Raw genomic sequence first — 20219 nt, forward strand, 5'->3', positions numbered from 1 at the left:
TGGTCTATGGAGCAGAGGATTACTACACTTATTCAAGAATCGCCCTACAACGTACATTTGTTTATTAAAAATTTAACAACGAATCAGTTGCTCATCGGTCATCAGCTAGAGGCTTCATTTTCAAGTGCAAGTTTAATCAAAGTGCCGATACTGCTAGCCCTGCTCTCACATATAGAGAAAAACAAATTATCACTTGATTCAACGCTTACGATTTCATCAGCTGATTGGGTGGATTTTAGTGTAATTAGTGAACAAAGACTTATACAAAGCACTTTCTATGAGCTGCTAGTGTGGATGATTATTACAAGCGATAATACAGCTACGAACGTCCTAATCGATGTAGTTGGCATGGAATATTTGAATGACTATTTTCAGCATATCGGTTTACAGGACACATTGCTACAGCGAAAAATGATGGATGTGGAGCGGCTAGCAAAGGGCATAGATAATCGCACATCAACAAGGGATATGGCGCATCTATATACGCAAATCTATCAGCAAGAGCTTTTATCGCCTCCCTACAATAAACTAGTCATTGATATTTTAAGCCGTCAGCGTGTACATGACTCCCTAAAGCGCTATCTAGTAGATGATGTGAGGCTGGCACATAAAACAGGCGGACTGGATACCGTCGATCATGATGTGGGGATATTTTACACGCATGCAGTCGATTATAGTATGGGTGTTTTTATAACAAATGTTACGGACAATGATCACGCACGCCAACTCATTGGTCATCTATCAAAAGTTGTCTATGACCAGCTGGTGAAGCGGAGGGGGGAGAAGGATGAAGGCTATCGTTACAGCCATGATTGCTAGCTTGCATGCCATGCCAGATAAAGCTTCTGAACTAGTTGATGAAGTGCTTTATGGGATGACCGTAGAGATTATCAGTGATGTCAATGACGCTTGGGTTTCTATTCGAACGGTCTATCGTTACGAGGGCTATTGTCAGAAGGCAGACTTACTGCAAGAGGAAGCACTTGCAGCTACATGGCAACAAGATGCACAGTATGTAGTCTGTCAAAGCTTTGCAGATGTTTTGCAGCAACCACGTATTCAAAGTACAAAGCTGCTAACGCTTGTAAGAGGCTCTTCCATTCGTGTCATGTCAGACGAAGCAGTACCTGAAGAATGGTCAGCTGTACAGCTAGTGTCAGGACAAATAGGGTATGTCCGAACAAAATGGCTACAGCCTAAAATAACAGCACATTCATTACCGGAGCAGCAGTTCCGTGAAAATGTGGTGGACACAGCGCTCAGCTATTTAACGGCCCCTTATCGCTGGGGTGGCAAATCGCCACTAGGTATTGATTGCTCTGGTTTATGTTCAATGGCTTATATGTTAAACGGTGTCTATATTTATCGTGATGCCCGAATAGTAGAGGGCTTCCCGATCGTTAACATAGACCAAGACCAAATGCAGAAGGGTGATTTAATCTATTTTCCAGGTCATATTGCTCTATACATGGGTGATGATTTGTATGTCCATTCATCGTTAGGTGGTAATGAAGTAACCATTAATAGTCTAGATGCCAAACATCCCCTCTATCGACAGGATTTAGCCACAACCATACTAGCAGTAGGTACTTTATATAACTCGCAGAAGGACTAGTTAAGCCTTGATGCTATTAAGCTTTTTTGAAGGTCAGTCCCATTTTGAGGATGATAAACGTACTGAGGTGGATCAGTACTAACACGATGAACTGCCATAGCCCAATTAAAAATGTACTCATGCATAAATCAAACACTGCTTCACCTGGCGGCATATCTGGATAGGGCTTTAATTGCCCATAATGCCACACAAAATAACAGGCGATAGAGGTGCCTTGTCCGACATAGACAAAGGTCCAATGGATAGAAGCGGCTACTCTTTGCCGACTACAACATAGTAAAAGGTTCGATAAAATAATAAGAGTGGGGAAAATAATAAGATAAAAGGAACCCTCTGCTATGTTTGGTATGAAATATAGGTGATAGCTAAGCTGAATCAATGGCAATAGCACAAGGTTAACGGCGAAAAGACTGAGCAATTGTGTACGCTTCACTGTGTTCCTATCCTTTCCGTATTTTTTCACTAAGACGTTTTGACAAACGAATTAGTTTCATGAGAAAAAACGTCCATACTCCTTGATGAGTCATGGACGTTTTTGTGTTAATAATGATAAATATTAAGTTGCTGACCTGCTTCAAGTCGTTCTGTTCGAAGCTGATTCCATTGCTTAAGTGATGTCACTTTCACATTATAGGCTTCGGCAATCTTCAAAAGTGAATCTCCATCAGCCACCGTGATGGTTTTCTTATCTTTTACAGGACTATCATACTGTTGAAGGTCATATTTTGCGATTAATGTATTTAATTTTTCATTGTAAGCCGAATCAGTTGCATAGGAGCCTGTTAAAAACTTCGTCGCATCTGTATAGGTAGTGGTGTTGCTTTTGAAAACGCCTGCGTAAAAATCTTTATTCCATGAAACGCCATTACGCATTAATTTTACATAATCCTGCATGGACGCTTCATAGGAAGGGTATTTGCGGAAGTCAGCCATGATGGTAGAAAGGTTACCTGACCCATCATCCTCTGTGGTTTCGAGTGTGACGGAATTATTTTGATAGCTGCCTTTCATTCCAAAAAGATTATAATTAGGGGCAGAGCCAAGTCCACTTTGCCCATGCTCACTTTCTAGAATCGCCTGAGCGATCATCACGGATGCATATAAGTCGTTGTCAGCACCAAGATCTCGTGCGGTCTCTGCAATCTCACCGATAAACTCTTCCACACTTGGACGATCATCAATAACCACAGACTCTTCTCTTTCAGTCGTATTAAATAACTGTGTAACCATATAAAACGAAATACAAATAACAACAACGGCAATCATAAGTCCTTTAAAAAAGTTTAGCACGTATTTCATTGTAGCTGGATGTTGGTCGTGACCACATCTCCCTCCCTTCTATTAAAAGTTTAGCTATCTCTCATTATTACAGAGAGTGAAAGAGATGTATAGTTGAATAGACTTCATCATTAATAGAACGTCTCCTGCCTTAAGTTAGTTCCTAAATCTATCTTAAAATTCTGAGACATAAATTGAATCTCTCAAAATCCCCTTATTCACTAAAATCCTTGTAAAACTTTGCCCACCAAGAGTCTGCTGGAAATGTTGTGAAATTGTCTATTACAGTTTTTCTTATCTTCTCACAGCTAGTAATTGGCAGTCAATTTCATAGAATGGTAGAGACAAGAATAATTTCATAGAAAATGGTATTATAAACCTTTAAAACAATTAGTTGAAAGGGCGTTTTGATTGAATACGATTTATAATGTGACACAAAAACAGCTATATGATTTTCTACTGAATGTAGCGACAATAAGACCAGTCTTTATTTGGGGAGCACCTGGCATTGGGAAATCAGCGATTGTTGAAAATTTCGCCAGTGAATTAGGGCTACCCTGTGTGTCGTTATTGGGCAGTCAGCTAGCACCTGAGGATATTATTGGTGTTCCGCAGATAAAGGATGGCTACAGTGTTTTTTGTCCACCCAAAATAATTGCACGCGATGAACCTTATTGCCTTTTTTTAGATGAATTAAATGCTTGCTCACAGGAAGTACAAAAAGCGTTTTATAGTCTTATTCATGAACGCAGAATTGGAGAGTTTACATTGCCAGAGGGCACGATTGTTATTGGTGCAGGCAATCGGGCTCAGGATAATGCGATTGTTAAGCCGATGTCCTCCGCATTAATCAATCGGATGGTTCATGTTCAGCTGAGGGCATCACATAAAGATTGGCTTGAATGGGCCTATGCACATGAAATACATCCATATGTGATTGAGTATATTCAAATGCGTCCCGATCATTTATGGAGCGAACCACCGAAAACAGAAGAACCCTTCTCCACGCCTCGTTCATGGCATATGTTAAGTGATTGTTTGTATGCATATGGCAGCAGCTTACAAGAACAAACAATCGATCTATTAGCAAGTAGCTGCCTATCCGCGCATACTGCCAGTCAATTTAAAGCCTTTATCAAGCAAGTGCAAAGTAAATACGATCTCGCTAAAATTATTCAAGGAGAATTACGTTGGCCCGATCAACCTGATGAAAGAGATTTGCTTTATTTCCTGGCACAATCCTTCCGTGCTCAGTTACTGAAGGAGCTTCCGAACGAGCATACGACATTGAAGGGAAATCAACGGCAATTAGCCTTTCGAGCCAAAGACTTGATCAAGGACCTATCATCCATCAGCTTAGAAATTGCACAGATGGTTGTGTCAGAGCAAAAGGGTGAAGCATTGCCTGCCTGGTTTATGCTGGAGGTTATCCGTGATTTACCACGTTTAGTAGCCAAAAAGGAAGGGTAAGCTTATGGCCAAAAAAAAGAAAGCATTACAGCAGGAGCATAAAAATGAGAAAGCCATCGCACGTGGGCATGACATTGTCTGTACACATCCCCTGTTTGAGGCGTTGTGTCATGCTGTTTACATGCAATACGAAAGTATGCCACAAAAGGATTGGGCTTACGTTACAAGCACAGGTGTTATTTATGTGAATCAGGATAAAAAAGGTCAGCCAAATGAATGGGCTTATGTGATTGCGCATTGCTTGCTACACCTTGGCCTACATCATCATCAACCAAAAGAGCAGCAGGAGCTGTGGAATATTGCCTGTGACTGCTATATAACAAAATTTTTAGCAGAGCTAAAATTTGGTCAAGCACCAAAGGAAATGAATAATCCTCTTTTTGTGGCCATTAGCTCTGAGGAAAAATTATATGAACGATTTTTACGCGAAGGTGTACCAGATGATTTGAAAGGCTATAGTACAATGCCAGGTCAAGTGGACTTTGTTATTTCACAAAATCAAACAGGCTATCTATATCGAGGGAATAGTAATTTCGCTGCATTATTTGCAGAAGGTTTAGCGAAAGCCGTGCAAAGTGCCATTCGCGTAGCGGGAGGGGTAGAAAATACATTTGGAGGCACAACGAGGGTAACACAAGCACAACGCGCAAAGGCATGGTTTATGAGCTCCTATCCCTTATTCGGTGCTTTGGCAGCAGATTTTACGATCATTGAAGACCCACTTATTTGCACAAGAATGGATATTTCGGTCGCAGCCATTGCAGTGGAAACGAAGGAGATTTATTTGAATACCGCTATGGGAATGACCGATGAGGAAATGCGGTTCCTCATGGCACACGAATTGCTGCATGCGGGTTTAAGCCATGCGACCCGCAGACAAGGACGTGATCCCTACTTGTGGAATGTTGCTTGTGATTATGTTATCAATGGCTGGCTCATCGATATGCAAATCGGCGAGATGCCAGCATTTGGCGGGCTATATGATCCAGCATTAAAGGGACTTTCAGCTGAATCTATTTATGATCGTATAGTTACAGATATGAGGATGTATCGCAAATTAAGAACCTTTCGAGGGCAGGGCATCGGAGATATGATCGAAACGAATCCACCAGATTTTTGGGAAGGCAAGGTTGGCGTGGATTTAGATGCTTTTTATAGAAGGGCATTGAGTCAAGGGTTAAGCTATCATATGACCCAAGAGAGAGGCTATTTGCCACAAGGGCTCATTGAGGAAATTCGTAGCCTAGCACAGCCTCCTATTGCCTGGGATGTGGCATTAGCCAAATGGTTTGATCGGATGTTTCAACCGATAGAGAAAGTTAGAACGTATACCCGCCCCAGTAGAAGGCAAGCATCGACACCTGATATAGCTAGACCAAGATGGATTCATCAAAGCGGTGAGGAAGATGGACGAACTTTCGCAGTCCTTATTGATACATCAGGCTCCATGGACCGTCTCTTACTAGGAAAAGCACTCGGCACAATAGCGAGCTATAGCATCGCTAGAGATGTTCCCTTTGTTCGCGTTATATTTTGTGATGCTGTTGCCTATGACGCGGGCTATCTAGCACCTGAAGAACTATTAACGAAAGTGAAGGTAAGAGGTAGAGGAGGCACAGTGTTACAGCCTGGTATACAGCTACTTGAAGCCGCACAGGATTTTCCAAAGGATGGTCCTATCCTGATTATTACAGATGGACAATGTGATCGTTTAGCCATTAAAAGACAGCATGCCTTCGTACTACCACAGGGGGCCAAGCTACCATTTGTGCCCAAAGGCGAGGTATTTAGAATGAAATAGTTTCACCTACCTACAAATGTTTGAAATGATTTTTGTTGGTGAAATATAAAAAGTGAACGCATTTCATGAGCGAATTCTAAAGGAGATGACAGATGATTACATTTGATAATGTCTCAAAACAATATGATAACGACCAAATAGCTGTCAAAGCACTAAATGTAGAAATTAAAAAGGGTGAATTCTTTGTTATTATTGGCCCTAGTGGATGCGGCAAAACTACTTTGTTGAAGATGATTAATCGATTAATACCCTTAACAGCAGGCACCATCTGGATCAATGATAAAAGAATTAGCGATTATAATATCCATGAGCTGCGTTGGAGTATTGGCTATGTACTACAGCAAATCGCCCTATTTCCGCATATGACAATAGAGGAAAATATTGCGGTTGTTCCAGAACTGAAGAAATGGAGTAAAACGAAAATCCATCAGCGTGTAGACGAACTATTAGCGTTGGTGGGGCTGGAGCCAGCGAAATATCGTCAGCGTAAGCCAAAGGAGCTGTCAGGAGGCGAACAGCAAAGGGTTGGCGTTGTTCGTGCCTTGGCAGCTGACCCAGAAATTATTTTAATGGATGAGCCCTTTAGTGCGCTAGACCCTATTAGTCGCACCAAACTACAGGATGATCTACTAGAGATGCAGCGTACCATCCAGAAAACCATTGTATTTGTATCACATGATATGCAGGAAGCACTGAAATTAGGAGATCGTCTCTGTATTATGAAAGATGGCGAAATTGTTCAGATAGGTACTCCACAGCAATTGCTACAAAATCCTGTAAATGATTTTGTCCAACAGTTTATTGGAGGTAAGCAGTCGGATCAATTGTTTACGATCCATGATGTGTTACAGCCAATCACTGTGACAAACGACTTTGGGCATACCATTCCTGTTGATGCCCCATTTCCGACGATTCTTGAAAAATTAGCCGAGCATGACTTGTTAGGTGTCGAAGAGAATGGCAAGCTCATTGGCATGGTGACAAGAGCTTCCACGCTTCGTTATTTAGCAGCGGATTCTAAGAAAAGAGGGCATGTGCATGGTGGCTAATGTGGTAGATGTATTTCAGGAACGGAAGGCACAGCTGCTGGCTGCATTACTAGAGCATATCCAAATCTCTTTTATTGCGCTATTTTTTGCTGTCCTCATCGCTATTCCCCTAGGTATCTATTTAACCAATAAAAAGAAAATAGCCGAGAGTATTATTGGAATCAGTGCTGTGCTGCAAACGATTCCTTCCTTAGCGTTGCTCGGCTTATTAATCCCTTTATTCGGTATTGGGAAAGTTCCCGCAATTATTGCGTTAGTCGTCTATGCGCTGTTGCCTATTCTACGAAACACCTACACGGGCATCAATGAGGTTGACCCATCACTGAAAGAAGCGGCATTAGCTATGGGAATGAATCGATCAAAGCGTTTAGTAAAGGTTGAGCTACCACTTGCTATGCCTGTTATGATGGCTGGTATTCGGACAGCAATGGTGCTGATTGTGGGAACAGCAACATTAGCTGCTTTAATTGGTGCAGGAGGCTTAGGAGATATTATATTACTTGGGATTGACCGAAATAACACGGCACTCATTCTTATAGGAGCCATTCCCGCTGCTATTTTAGCCCTGATTTTTGATGTGGCGCTTAAAAAGTTAGAATCTCTGTCCTTTAAAAAAACAATAACGACGTTGAGTCTCATTAGTTTAGCGGCACTGGTAATGATTTTCTTCCCGCTCCTAAGCAATAAACAGCAAGATGAAATTGTCATTGCAGGAAAGCTTGGTGCGGAGCCTGAGATTCTCATCAATATGTATAAATTATTAATTGAGCAGGAGACCGATTTAACGGTGACATTAAAGCCAGGGCTTGGTAAAACTTCATTTGTATTTAATGCATTGAAATCGGGCAGTATTGATATTTATCCTGAATTTACAGGCACCGCTATTTCGGAGTTTTTAAAGGAAGAAGCCATTAATAATAACCAAGAGGACGTCTATCTTCAGGCGAAAGAGGGGATGCAGGAGCAATTTGATATGGTCATGCTAAGCCCCATGAACTATAACAATACGTATGCACTCGCTGTATCAGAGGAGCTGGCTGAGAGCTATCAACTGCAAAAAATCTCTGATCTTAAACCGATAGAGCAGAAGGTGAAAGCAGGCTTTACATTAGAATTTAATGACCGTGAGGATGGCTATGTTGGCATACAAAAACGGTATGGGATAGCCTTTACGACACTTGCAACGATGGAGCCAAAGCTTCGCTATCAGGCAATACAATCAGGTGATATTAATTTGCTCGATGCTTATTCAACGGATAGTGAAATTCGTCAATACAAGCTACGTGTATTGGAGGACGATCAAGCATTATTCCCACCATACCAGGGAGCGCCTTTACTAAGGAAAGAAACGCTGATTGACTATCCAGAGATTGGAGAAGCGTTAAATCAACTAGCTGATCACATTACAGATGATGAAATGCGAGAAATGAATTATCAGGTGAATGTAGAAGGAAAGCTTGCAGCAGAAGTAGCAAAAGAATATTTAATAAAGATAGGATTATTAAAATAAACCCTCTAGCTTTAGAGGGTTTATTTTTATCAATAATTTATTAATGATAAACATTAAAAAATTATTGATAGAGATAAAAGGGGATGTATAATAGAGAGAAGGGAGGGAGAGGTTGATAATGGGGCAAACAATTCAAAGTAAAGAATTTCGATGGATGACAAAGGGGCTTCGTACCGCTTTTACCATCATCATGGTGATGATGATTTTTGTCTTGACGATGCTCGCGATATTTATGGTGGGAGCAATGGTGGTATCAGAGCAACAAGTGAATCATTTATTAGCAAAGGGCAGTGTGACCGCTGCCGTTCAGTTAGAAGGATTGGAAATGAAGCTGGCAGACCATGTGACAAGGGACATTCACTATTCAAAAAAAGATGTCATGATCTTTCTATTTACTGCTACAATATACATAGCTATTTTATTAATGATTATTGTACAAGTGAGGAATATATTAAGTAACTTATCAAAAGGTATTGTATTTTCACTCGCTAATAGTAAAAAAATGGAGAGAATTGCCTACTGTGTGATTGTATTGAGTTTGACAGTGAATGCATTTCGTACATATACCGTCTATCTAATCATGCAACAATTCCAAATGGAGTCCCGATTTGTGGAGACCGGTTTGATTAAGGGGATTAGCTATCATTTTACAGGCATTCATTGGACTCTTTTACTATGTGGTGTGGTGATTTGGACCTTTGCACGTATTTTCCGATACGGTGCATTCCTTCAGGATGAATATGATGCAACAGCTTAGGAAGTGAAAACATGACCATAATTATTCGATTAGATCGTATGCTAGCTGATCGTAAAATGCAGCTGAGTGAACTTGCAGAGAAGGTGGATGTCTCGATTGTCAATCTCTCTAATTTAAAAACGGGCAAGGTAAGAGCCGTACGTTTTTCTACATTAAATGCCATTTGTAAAGCTTTGGGCTGCCAGCCAGGAGACATATTGGAGTATGTAGAGGAAGAAGATGACATCTAGAAGCAAAGCAGAAAGGATTTTTTAAATGACGGCTTTTAGTTTTTTAATGCTCGCTATTATAGCAGAGGTTTTTGCCAGTTCCATGCTCAAGCGTACACAAGGCTTCACACGAATAGGACCTTCAATTGGTGTGGTAGTAGGCTATGGAACGGCTTTTTATTGTTTAGCCTTAACATTGAAAGTGATTCCTATCGGCACAGCCTATGCAATATGGGCAGGCTTAGGGACAGCGTTAACCGCTATTGTGGGTGTTGTCCTCTATAAGGAACGATTTAATCGCAAGAAAGTATTAGGGATTCTGTGCATTATTCTGGGTGTCGTAGTACTCAATCTTGCGGGTGGTCATTAGGAGGCTGAACAGGATGAAAGGCTATTTATTTTTAACACTATCGATTATAAGCGAGGTTTTTGCAACAACCATGCTGAAGTTCTCAGACGGCTTTACTGTCCTTGCTCCCTCCTTGGCGGTCGCAATTGGCTATGGTATTTCGTTTTATAGCCTATCGCTCTGCTTAAAAACCATGCCATTAAGCTTGGCCTACGCTATCTGGTCAGGTGTCGGCACAGCTTTAACCGTTCTAGTAGGCATTGTCATTTGGCACGATATTTTTACTGTTTATTCTGCGATCGGTATTGCCCTCATTATAGGAGGCGTTATCTTGTTGAATCAGGGGGATAAAGGTGAAGAAGTGGTGGATAGCGATAGCATAGCAAAAGGGTCAGATCTGTGAGGAGAAGCGGATAGAAAGGCGAAAGTAGCGGATAGCAGGTCTAAATTGATGGATAGAATTAGTAAAGTGGTGGATAGCCTGGCAAAAGGGTCAGATCTGTGAGGATAGGCGGATAAAAATGCGAAAGTAGCGGATAGCAGGTCTAAATTGATGGATAGGATTAGTAAAGTGGCGGATAGCCTGGCAAAAGGGTCAGATCTGTGAGGATAGGCGGATAGAAATGCGAAAGTAGCGGATAGCAGGTCTAAATGGATGGATAGGATTAGTAAAGTGGTGGATAGCCTGGCAAAAGGGTCAGATCTGTGAGGATAGGCGGATAGAAAGGCGAAAGTAGCGGATAGCAGGCTGAATTCAACGGATAGCCCTGCCAAAACCTAGGCTTAGTTCATCGCAAAAGACCGTTGAGAAGGCAAACCAATAGAATGGAGAGAATTTGATGATAAAAGCGCTAATTTTTGATTTTGACGGTACAATCATTGATACGGAAACAGCATGGTATAACGTTTTTAAAGATGCCTATGCACAATATGGTGTTCAATTATCGCTAGCAACCTATGCTAAGTGCCTTGGGACCAATCTTCAAACTTTTAATCCCTATACATATCTTGTTACACATCATCACATACAACTGGATGTGGAGGCTTTTCAAACATCCATTCAGCAACGCCATGCACAATGGATGGAAACGGAAACGCTAAGACCTGGTATTTTAGCATTGCTGCAGCAGGCAAAGGAAGCGGGTTTGAAAATTGGACTTGCTAGTAGCTCCAGTCGTCAATGGATTGATATGTATGTGGATCGGCTGGGTATCCGACATTACTTTGATTGCTTTTGTAGCGCTGATACGGTGACAAATGTTAAGCCTGATCCAGAGCTTTACTTGCAGGCGCTTGAACAATTAGGAGTAGAGGCTGATGAGGTCGTGGCAATTGAGGATTCACCGAATGGCGCACAAGCCGCTGTAGCAGCGGGGCTTTATACAGTGGTCATTCCGAACGAGATTACCAAGCAATTACCATTCCATACAAAACACCATACCGTAACTGCATTAGAACATTATACAATACATGATCTCCTCGCATGTTTGGCAAAAACCTCCCCCTCATTGGTGGAGGTTTTTTTAGTTTCTTTAGGAAGAAGTCGCCATATTTTTTGTCGCAACATATGATAACGAGAGGGCAACTTACACGGATCAAATCGTATAGTCAAACTAAGAGAGGGGGCTACGAATTGAATAGTGATAAGAAAAGAAATCACTTTTTATGTGAAGCTTTAAGTGATTTAAAGGATCTTCAGGATATTATGATGAATTTTCATTCTAAATATTTTGGTCAGCTACTTATTAAAATTGTCGGGAGTGATACGATTCCATTTTTTTTAATTACCCATAGTGGTGCGCATTTAAGCTTATTGGATACAGTGAAACAGTTTGAGACAGAGTTTTTCCGCATTGAGGCTGTTGATAGAGAGCGTTGTCGTGGCACAGTATCGTTGTTGCGTGCTTTTGATTATGAAGGAAACGATACAAATTCGATTGCAGATGTGGTGAGGCTAGAAAAAACAAGTACAAAGAAATCTATTGAACTCAGTGGTATATCGGCCATTCAGCTCTTAAAGCCAGACATGTTGAAAGGGAAATTTATCATAGAGCCGAAATGGTAGTACCATATTAAACTACTAAAGCTAGAGCATCTGTCTATATGCAAGGGATACAAAGTGAATGTAATAGAGAGAGAATCTAATGAAAGGAAGTTTAGCTATGACGATTATTGGTATGCTGCATCATCGACTTGATCCAACAACAGTGCTCAAGTCCTATGCCTTTGCAGCAGTTGCGAAAGCTGAAGGCGCAACATTTTTTTACTTCACACCTAAAAGTGTGGACTTTGCCAAACGGTCTATTCGAGCAAAGGTCTATGAGAATGGGCAATGGCAGGAAAAAACGATGCCCTTTCCTGATGTTATCTATAATGCAGGAAGCCCTGAGAAATTATCTGTTTCGAAGGAGATTATTGATCGTTTAAAAGAGGAGATACCATTTACAACTCATTCAATCGGGAACAAATGGAATGTGATGAAACGATTAAAGGAAGCGAAGGAATTTGAACAGTATTTGATTCCCTCTGAAATTGTAAAGGATGCCGATTTATTTCATAAGTTCGTTAATTATTATAAACGAGTTGTGTTTAAGCCAATTGATGGACGAAAAGGGAAGGGTATTTATTTTATAACGAAGGCGGGAGCCAAGTATTTTGAGGTGAAAAAGGATAGCACCACGACAACCTATACAAAGCCACAATTGGATTCCTTGATAAAGGAGCAACTTGCGTCTGGCACCTTTATTATGCAGCCGTATATTCAATCTGTTACAAAATCAGGTCAGGTCTATGATTTCCGCCTGCATGTTCAAAAAAATGGAGAAGGTAAATGGGTAGTGACAACGGTGTATCCACGCATTGCACCGAATGGCTCCATCATACCGAATATTAATAATGGTGGCTATACCAATTATTTAGATCCTTTTTTGGAGCAGGAGTTTAAGGAAGAGGCCTATAATATTCGGCGAATGCTTGAGCATTTTTCACTAGCGCTGGCACATCATCTGGATGAAATTCAAATGGCGAAATTTGGGGAAGTTATTGATGAAATTGGCATTGATGTAGGGTTAGATCAAAATCAAAAAATTTGGATGTATGAGGTCAATTGGCGCCCAGGCTGTCCTCCTGCCTTTTACTTGGAATTAGATGTGGTCATCCATTCCATCCGTTATGCGATGTATCTAGCCAAAAATCAAAAACCGCTGAAAAAGAAAATTGACCAACAAAAAAGTAAGCAGGTGGAGGCAAAGAAAACCCTGCCGATTATTGCGATTACAGGAAGTGCGGGGAAAACTACTACAAAGGCATTTGTTGGTTCGATCTTATCGAAAAAGTGGAATGTATTTGAATCAAAGGATTATTGGAATACGACAGAGCATACGAAAAAACATAAGGAAGAAATCAATGATACACATCAGGCTGTTGTATTAGAGTATGGTATGGCTTACCCAGGCATTATTACCAATCACTGCAGCATCATCCAGCCGAATATTAGTATTGTAACGAATATAGGCTTAGCCCATGTTGGGAACTTTGATGGAGATGTAAGGGGCGTTGCCAAGGCAAAATCGGAATTGATTCATGGCATGGACCAACAGGGCTTGCTCATTGTCAATCAAGATGATGACAATTCAAGATACTTAGAGACACAGCAATTTAAAGGGAAAATCATCACAGTAGGGATTAAAAAGGAAGCGGATTACCGTGCATATGATTTGCAATATAAAGATGTCGGCATGTCCTTTAAAATGAAGCTGCATGGGCAAGAAATAGAATTATATATTCCTATTTTAGGAGAACATCATGTATACAACGCATTGAATGCAGTGGCAGTGGCTGATCTTTTAGGATTTAGTCCACTTGATATTCAGGCAGGGCTCAACTTTAAAAAACCACCAAGACGTTTAACGATTTATAATTGCCGTGATGATATAACGGTTATTGATGATACAGTACACTCTCATCCGCAGGGGGTTCGTGCTGCGCTCGATGTACTGAAGAATATCGCGACAAATCGCAAGGTAGCCATTATTGGACAAATGCGAGAACTTGGTGTCTTGAGAGAAGAGGAATATCGTAAGGTTGGGGAGTATGTATATGAGATAGGCATCGATGAATTTATTACCTATGGCTTTAGGACAGATGAAATGAGTAATGCTGCCATCGCGAAGGGCATGGACCCATCCAGAGTACATCATTTTATTAATAAAGATCAAATGCATGTCCTCCTTGAAAAGCTCATTAAGCCTCATGATACCATTCTTGTGAAGGGTGCAAGTAAAACCAATATGTTCGAAACCGTGAAATTTTTAGATCAAACGTTTAAAGAAGAATGATCCATTATGACTTATGAAGATAAAAAAGCCCGAGTAACTGTCCACTGGCAAGCGGCAATTATTCGGGTTATTTTTTTCAAACTCTCAAAATGAATTTTATTTCCTTCGCTGCAGTGATTGCGTGATTTCTTGCTTCCTTCAAGGTTGCTCCCTCTGCTATGACATAGGCGTAACGATGACCCATCGATAAAGGTGGGGTGAGGAGGGTGCCTCTTCTCGGTTTGACATATACTTCAACGACGCCAGTTGATCTTGTCGCTCTTGCCTTGCCAATAACCTTTTCTAAAATTCCTCTACTTTCCACAATGACATATTTTGTATACACAAATTTTTTATGTCTTGGTTGCAGATTAGGCTGTTCTCCTAGCAAAATCTTCAGTGTTTCTTCTACTAAACTAAAACCTAGAGCTGCTTGTAGCATATTATTCATAGCGCCACCTGAAATTCGAGGATTGATCTCGATAAGTTTCCAACCATTTTGGGTTAATCGAAGCTCTAAGTGAAGAGCCCCATTCTCAATACCAAAGGCTTTCACGATGGAATGGAGTACCTCCTCGATGCCTGATTGGATGTCTTTAGGGGCTTTCACTAGAACACCATAGCCAGTAATGATAAATCGTTTTCCTTGGGTAATTTCTTGCTCAATTATACCAATGACATGTGGTTGTCGTTGATAAACAACCGCCTCTACTAAATATTGAGGGCCATCTAGATATTCTTCAATCATGATGGTTTCATAGGGATTTTTACTGCGTAGTGCTTTGAGGTGGTTATTGAGCTGGTCGGCATCCGTTGCTAGTAAGACATCTTTTGAGCCAGTTGATTTAGGAGATTTTACGATTAATGGAAAGGTTAAATTTTTAGCTATAGGTTCGTTCGGTTTCATGAGCGAAAATTTTGGCGAATAGGGCTGGTCTTGTAAAAACTTTCTTGTTTTTTCTTTATCCTCCATAGTTTCAATGGCACTGGAGGATGTATAGTTCTGACAAAATTCATCACATAGTATTGAAGCAATATGGACAAATGGATCAACAAAACTAACGATACTTTTAATATTTAATCCAGCTTTTCCTAGTTTCTCAATTTCATCTTTCATGCTCTCGATATCAAAAGTATCAATGAGTATCATTTTATGGATGTCGGGGTAGGCTCTGCGCTGCTGAAGTTGTTTTTCATTATTTGTGAAAAGTACTGTGAAGTAGCCTAATTTTTCTGCTGCCCTTGTTGCTTCACGACTAGACCCAGATTTGTTTGTACCGATAAATACAATGGCTTTCAGGTATATCACTCCTTCTATTGGTACTTAGATACTTAATCACCTTTATATATATGCAATGAAATAGATTTCCTCTAGTTATGTATCTTGTCTACATCCAAGCAACTTTTAAAAGGTTACATATACTAGAAAAGAAAGGAGGGAGAAAAGATATGAAGCCTCTTTCGGTGAAAAATTTAGCAATGATTACGGCAGGCTATCTAGTGCACGGATCAGAGGATACACTGATTCAGCATGGGGCTTATCGATTAAAGCAAGTGAAAAAGTCCAATACGGCACTTTTTACAAGTAAACGTATTGTTAATTGGAAAAATCTTGAGCCACTTTCTCCTCTAGTGCTAGTGACCGATAGAGCTTATCGGCCAACTGACATTCCCAATCATGTCATTATGATACAGGTAGCGAATGCAGAAGAGGCCTATTGGAAATTTGTCCATTTTTATCGCAGCCAGTTTCATATTCCGATTGTCGCGATCACAGGTACATCAGGCAAAACAACGACAAAAGAGATGATTAAACATATTCTTTCGGCTGATCGGAAAGTGACTGCGACGACATTGAGCAGCAATTCTAGAACGGCTTCTTTGCAATATTTACTGGGCATTGAGGATGAAACCGAGGCTGCCGTTTTTGAAACAGCAGTGGGCTCACCTGGAGACGTTACGAATGCAGGGAGATATTTCAAACCGACAATCGGTATTATTACGAATATCGGAGCCCATCATTTAAATTATTGCAAAACATTAGAAGGCTATATTCAAGCAAAGGGAGAAATGCTAGATATCATTCATCCAAAAGGTACATTAATTATCAATGCTGAAGATATGAATACGAAAAAAATAGATGTTACGAGATTTCGTGGGCGTTTGATCAAGGTGGGAAAGCATGACTCCTGTGATTTTCAAGCGAGCCATATCCACTACTATCAAAAAGGCATGAAATTTGTCCTGCATCATGATAGAAAAAGCTATGACATTCTTGTACCAGGGTTTGGGGAGCATCAGGTTTATAATGCTCTTGCTGCCATCGCAGCGGTCCACGATATGGGCGTGCCTATTCCAGTCGCAGCAAATCAGCTCCAATCATTCCGTCAATTGAAAAAACAATTGCAACTCTTTGAGGGCATTAATCATTCCATGTTATTGGATGATACATGGAGTATTACAACCACTTCCTTAGAGGCTGCCTTAAAAGTGTTGAATGAGCTAGGTGATGGCAAGAAAAAGATCGCTGTTATTGGTACAATTACCGATTTAGGTTCGTGGGGCTACATTATTCATGAACAAGCGGGAGAATTAATTCGACGTATTGGCGTGGATGTTCTGATTACCATTGGAGAACACGCAAGGATTATGGCCGATCATGCAGTAAAGCTAGGATTTAGCGCACCTGTTTATACATTTAAAAATAGTACGCTCGTCTATCCGTTACTGCAGAGGATTGTGGATGAAAATACCATCATTCTCATAAAGGGAGATATGTATAGCAAACAGGTCTCTAAACTTGCAACGGAGCTAAAGCTAAAGCCTCCACCACCTGCTGATTAGCTTCTTTCAATATAGGATATTGACTGTGCCACATAGAAGAGCTTTCTAATAAGGTATAGTAATTGATCAAAAAGCAGCACGCTAGATCAAGAGAAGAAATAAGTCATCTACAAGATTGATAAAGAGAGGAGGCGTAGTACACTTGCAATCCATTAGTGTGCAGAAACTTAGGAATGTCCTACAGGGAAAGCTCCTTCACGGATCAGAACAATGGTCTGTTAAGCAGGCGATCTACTATAATCGACATGATTTAACAAAAAGCCATTCGCTCCTGTTTGTTAGTCGAAACGATCAAATCAACTGGCAAGAGATTGATCGGAAAGGTCCATCTCTTATCATATCCGATAAACCGTCTACAGAGTTAAAAAATGCGCAATCAAATACAACCGTTTTACAAGTGAAAAGTGTTGCACAGGCATACTGGACATTTATCGAGTATTATCGTGGGCTCTTTGAAATTCCCGTTGTGGCTTTAACAGGCACTTGTGGTAAAACAACGACAAAAGAGATGTTAAAACATATTGCTAGTAAGCATTGGCAAGTGCAAGCATCCATCAGCAGTAAAAACGAGCCAAGGCAATCACTACCTTATTTAACGGGCATTGATGATAAAACGCAAGCCGCTATCTTTGAATTAGGCTTAGGGAATACAGGGAATATTAAACATCAATGTATGATCTATCAACCAACTATCGGCATCATTACAAATATTGGTGTCCATCATCTAGATGGCTGTCTTAATTTAGAAGGCTATATTAAGGCCAAGTCAGAAATTGTGGAAGGTATTAAAGAAGATGGCACGTTAATCATCAATGCAGATGATGCCAATACCAAAAAAATCTCATTGAAAAGATTTAAAGGGAAGATTATCAAGTTTGGCTTACAGGATACGGCAGATTACAAGGCTTCGAAAGTGGAGTTTGCCAATACGGGCATGAAGTTTGTTTTAGAGGTAGCGGATGAAACATACAATGTGTTTGTCCCAGGCTATGGAGAGCATCAGGTCTATAATGCCTTAGCCGCGATTGCAGCTAGCCATGAAATGGGGCTGACTATTCGTCAGGCAATCGCAGGACTAAGAACATTTAAACAGATGGCAAGACATTTAGAATTTACGACAGGACTTGGTGACAGTACGATTATTGATGATACATGGACAAATAACCCAACATCTGTAGAGGCAGCCTTAAAAGTGCTAGATACGGTGGGAAAAGACAAAAAGGTCATTCTTGTTTTAGGGGATATAAAGCGATTAGGCAATTTTGAAGAAAAATATCATCGCGAAATCGGCTCCATGGTAGCACTAAGAAAGATCGATACATTGATTACCATCGGCAAAAGGGCAGAGAAGATTGCCGATCAAGCGCAAAAGGATGGAACCAGCGCAGAGGTTCATACGTTTAAAGAGGTAGCAGGCGTTTTAGAATTATTGAAACCAAAGCTAGATGTGGACACGATAGTTTTAATTAAGGGACCGATGTCTAGTAGATCCATGATCGAATTTGCCAATAAACTAAAAAACGCATAGAAAAAGGGTGTCTCAAAATGAATGAGACACCCAATTCTTACTTATTTTAAAACACGCCGAGCTGTTACCCATGTTATGCTTAAACTTTGTTTCACAACAGTTCGTAGTCATATTAATATATTGATTACTCCCTATAATAGATCCTCGTTTGTGTGATTTCTATTGGTAGAGATGAATAATAAATCTACTTTTTGAAACTGAGATTTTTGAATACGTTTACCAACTAAAGCTTGTGTTTGCTAATTTATTCTTCAACTCAATACCATGTTTCTTAAAGACATAGTAAGTAAAACCACTTGTAAAAGTCAGTGCACTTAACAGGGCGTAGAGTTATTTAGTAGAGATAACGCGCTTCGCAGTAATATAGTGTTGAGCATAATAATCAACAAATAATACTCTTGTCATGACACCATCGGAATTAGGGATGATGATACGGTGATCGCCTGCATAAATCCCTACAAGAGAAGGTTTTTTTGAACCTTTCACACTATTAAAGAAGACTAAATCACCCTTTTTCAAATTAGCACGCGCTACAGTTGATCCTTTGCTCATTAAACCGCTTAAAGAAGTTGATCCGAGTTTAACGCCACTTTTACGATAGATGAAATCGACAAATGCTGGAGCGGTAAAGCGTAGACTTGACTCATTTGTTGTCGAGCTAATCGTTACTTTATTTTTATAAGTCAGCGCATTCTCAACAATTTTATCGCCTTTTGTTGCAGGGTTGGCTGATAGCAGAGTAGGTAATACTCTACGTGCCGATACATAGTTTTCTTTATAATACGGCTTACTATTTAAATCAGAGATAACTATATTTTGTTTGGTATCAGCCATATGGATGATTTTATTGTCGCCAATATACATACCGACATGATCGGGATCAGTTCCCGTTTTTTTACTTTTAAAGAACACTAAATCGCCTTTTTGTAATTGGTTTCTCGCTACATAAGTCCCTTGCTGAATCATATAATTTTCGTTATACGTACCAAGGTCTACCCCATTTTTCTCGAAGATGTACATTAAAAATGAAGCACAAGAAAATTTGTATGGGTATGTACGCTTGTAAACCGAATTGCTGTATGTTGCTTGCCCCATTAAGCTTTTACCAGTCTGAATTAATTGGTCTGCTTTTACAGCTACCGCCTGTGCGTTGTTCTGAGCATTTGTAGTCGCAGCCTCTACTTGTATTGGCTGGATCGCTGTTTGCACCATTCCAAATGAACTAAATCCAATTGTTAATGCAAGTGTTGTAGATAAAAATCGTTTATTCATGTTGTGTAACCTCCTAAAGCATCTAGTAGGATTTCTCCTGTATACCTTTGCCATGGAAATAATCGTAGCATGAAAAAGTAGGGCTTCTGGGCGGTAAATGTTACCAGGGTAACTGAAGGGAGGGCTTCAACACTTGCTATAAAAGGCTTTATCAAGGGAATTTACAGTTTTATTACAAATGTTTCAGTAAGATGTAATATGGAACAATTCCATGAAAAAAG

The 20219-nt window shown here is 40.3% G+C and carries 19 protein-coding genes; 15 read left to right on the forward strand and 4 right to left on the reverse strand.

Going from position 1 to position 20219, the window contains the following annotated elements; genetic code table 11:
* Positions 1-6: 6 nt before the first annotated feature.
* Positions 7-819 (forward strand): serine hydrolase, encoded by an 813-nt coding sequence (locus MKZ14_RS08345; RefSeq protein WP_333005730.1) that lies wholly within the window; start codon positions 7-9, stop codon positions 817-819.
* Positions 788-1615 carry an SH3 domain-containing C40 family peptidase gene (locus MKZ14_RS08350; protein ID WP_333005728.1) on the forward strand — a complete coding sequence of 276 codons (828 nt, stop codon included), beginning with the start codon at positions 788-790 and terminating at the stop codon, positions 1613-1615. Before MKZ14_RS08345 ends, MKZ14_RS08350 begins: the two co-directional genes overlap by 32 nt.
* A gap of 16 nt (positions 1616-1631) precedes the next feature.
* Here the strand turns inward: MKZ14_RS08350 and MKZ14_RS08355 are convergent, their stop codons facing one another.
* Complete coding sequence (locus tag MKZ14_RS08355) at positions 1632-2048, reverse strand: hypothetical protein (protein WP_036081500.1); 417 nt, start codon at positions 2046-2048, stop codon at positions 1632-1634.
* Positions 2049-2155: 107 nt separating this feature from the next.
* Complete coding sequence (locus tag MKZ14_RS08360) at positions 2156-2914, reverse strand: glucosaminidase domain-containing protein (RefSeq protein ID WP_036081496.1); 759 nt, start codon at positions 2912-2914, stop codon at positions 2156-2158.
* A 390-nt stretch (positions 2915-3304) separates the two neighbouring features.
* Between MKZ14_RS08360 and MKZ14_RS08365 the strand changes: the two genes are divergently transcribed.
* The 11 genes from MKZ14_RS08365 (at position 3305) to MKZ14_RS08415 (ending at position 14375) form a co-directional block, all read left to right on the forward strand.
* Entirely contained in the window at positions 3305-4363 is a 1059-nt protein-coding gene (locus MKZ14_RS08365) for a MoxR family ATPase (RefSeq protein WP_333005725.1), read from the forward strand.
* Positions 4364-4367: 4 nt separating this feature from the next.
* Positions 4368-6164, forward strand: a complete 1797-nt coding sequence (locus MKZ14_RS08370; protein ID WP_333005724.1) for a VWA-like domain-containing protein — start codon at positions 4368-4370, stop codon at positions 6162-6164.
* 92 nt (positions 6165-6256) lie between these two features.
* The gene (locus MKZ14_RS08375; RefSeq protein WP_333005723.1) at positions 6257-7213 is read left to right on the forward strand and encodes an ABC transporter ATP-binding protein; all 957 of its coding nucleotides are present in this window, start codon (positions 6257-6259) and stop codon (positions 7211-7213) included.
* The gene (opuFB, locus tag MKZ14_RS08380) at positions 7203-8723 is read left to right on the forward strand and encodes an osmoprotectant update ABC transporter permease/substrate-binding subunit OpuFB (RefSeq protein ID WP_333005722.1); all 1521 of its coding nucleotides are present in this window, start codon (positions 7203-7205) and stop codon (positions 8721-8723) included. The genes MKZ14_RS08375 and opuFB overlap by 11 nt, the downstream gene beginning before the upstream one ends.
* 118 nt (positions 8724-8841) lie before the next feature.
* Positions 8842-9480 (forward strand): DUF2975 domain-containing protein, encoded by a 639-nt coding sequence (locus MKZ14_RS08385; RefSeq protein WP_333005721.1) that lies wholly within the window; start codon positions 8842-8844, stop codon positions 9478-9480.
* Positions 9481-9491: 11 nt separating this feature from the next.
* The gene (locus MKZ14_RS08390; RefSeq protein ID WP_016992054.1) at positions 9492-9710 is read left to right on the forward strand and encodes a helix-turn-helix transcriptional regulator; all 219 of its coding nucleotides are present in this window, start codon (positions 9492-9494) and stop codon (positions 9708-9710) included.
* A 25-nt stretch (positions 9711-9735) separates the two neighbouring features.
* The gene (locus MKZ14_RS08395; RefSeq protein ID WP_016992055.1) at positions 9736-10059 is read left to right on the forward strand and encodes a multidrug efflux SMR transporter; all 324 of its coding nucleotides are present in this window, start codon (positions 9736-9738) and stop codon (positions 10057-10059) included.
* A gap of 13 nt (positions 10060-10072) precedes the next feature.
* Positions 10073-10441 (forward strand): multidrug efflux SMR transporter, encoded by a 369-nt coding sequence (locus tag MKZ14_RS08400; protein WP_312125916.1) that lies wholly within the window; start codon positions 10073-10075, stop codon positions 10439-10441.
* 436 nt (positions 10442-10877) lie between these two features.
* A complete protein-coding gene (locus MKZ14_RS08405; protein ID WP_333004393.1) occupies positions 10878-11609 on the forward strand; it encodes an HAD family hydrolase in 732 nt (243 codons plus the stop codon).
* 62 nt (positions 11610-11671) lie between these two features.
* Entirely contained in the window at positions 11672-12103 is a 432-nt protein-coding gene (locus MKZ14_RS08410; protein ID WP_036081468.1) for a hypothetical protein, read from the forward strand.
* 79 nt (positions 12104-12182) lie between these two features.
* On the forward strand, positions 12183-14375 hold the full coding sequence (locus MKZ14_RS08415) for a YheC/YheD family protein (protein WP_333004395.1): 2193 nt from the start codon (positions 12183-12185) through the stop codon (positions 14373-14375).
* 76 nt (positions 14376-14451) lie between these two features.
* Here the strand turns inward: MKZ14_RS08415 and MKZ14_RS08420 are convergent, their stop codons facing one another.
* Complete coding sequence (locus MKZ14_RS08420) at positions 14452-15663, reverse strand: ATP-grasp domain-containing protein (RefSeq protein ID WP_048390271.1); 1212 nt, start codon at positions 15661-15663, stop codon at positions 14452-14454.
* 140 nt (positions 15664-15803) lie between these two features.
* On the opposite strand from MKZ14_RS08420, the gene murF (MKZ14_RS08425) reads away from it, so the two are divergent.
* Positions 15804-17198 carry a UDP-N-acetylmuramoyl-tripeptide--D-alanyl-D-alanine ligase gene (gene murF / locus MKZ14_RS08425; protein WP_333004396.1) on the forward strand — a complete coding sequence of 465 codons (1395 nt, stop codon included), beginning with the start codon at positions 15804-15806 and terminating at the stop codon, positions 17196-17198.
* Between the two features lie 142 nt (positions 17199-17340).
* Positions 17341-18726 (forward strand): UDP-N-acetylmuramoyl-tripeptide--D-alanyl-D-alanine ligase, encoded by a 1386-nt coding sequence (gene murF / locus MKZ14_RS08430; RefSeq protein ID WP_333004397.1) that lies wholly within the window; start codon positions 17341-17343, stop codon positions 18724-18726.
* Positions 18727-19056: 330 nt separating this feature from the next.
* Here murF (MKZ14_RS08430) and MKZ14_RS08435 read toward each other — a convergent pair whose 3' ends face one another.
* Positions 19057-19998 (reverse strand): NlpC/P60 family protein, encoded by a 942-nt coding sequence (locus MKZ14_RS08435; protein ID WP_333004398.1) that lies wholly within the window; start codon positions 19996-19998, stop codon positions 19057-19059.
* Positions 19999-20219: the final 221 nt, after the last annotated feature.

Origin of the sequence: Lysinibacillus sp. FSL P2-0066 (genome assembly GCF_037969495.1) — a bacterium.
Classification (GTDB): Bacteria; Bacillota; Bacilli; order Bacillales_A; family Planococcaceae; genus Lysinibacillus; species Lysinibacillus boronitolerans.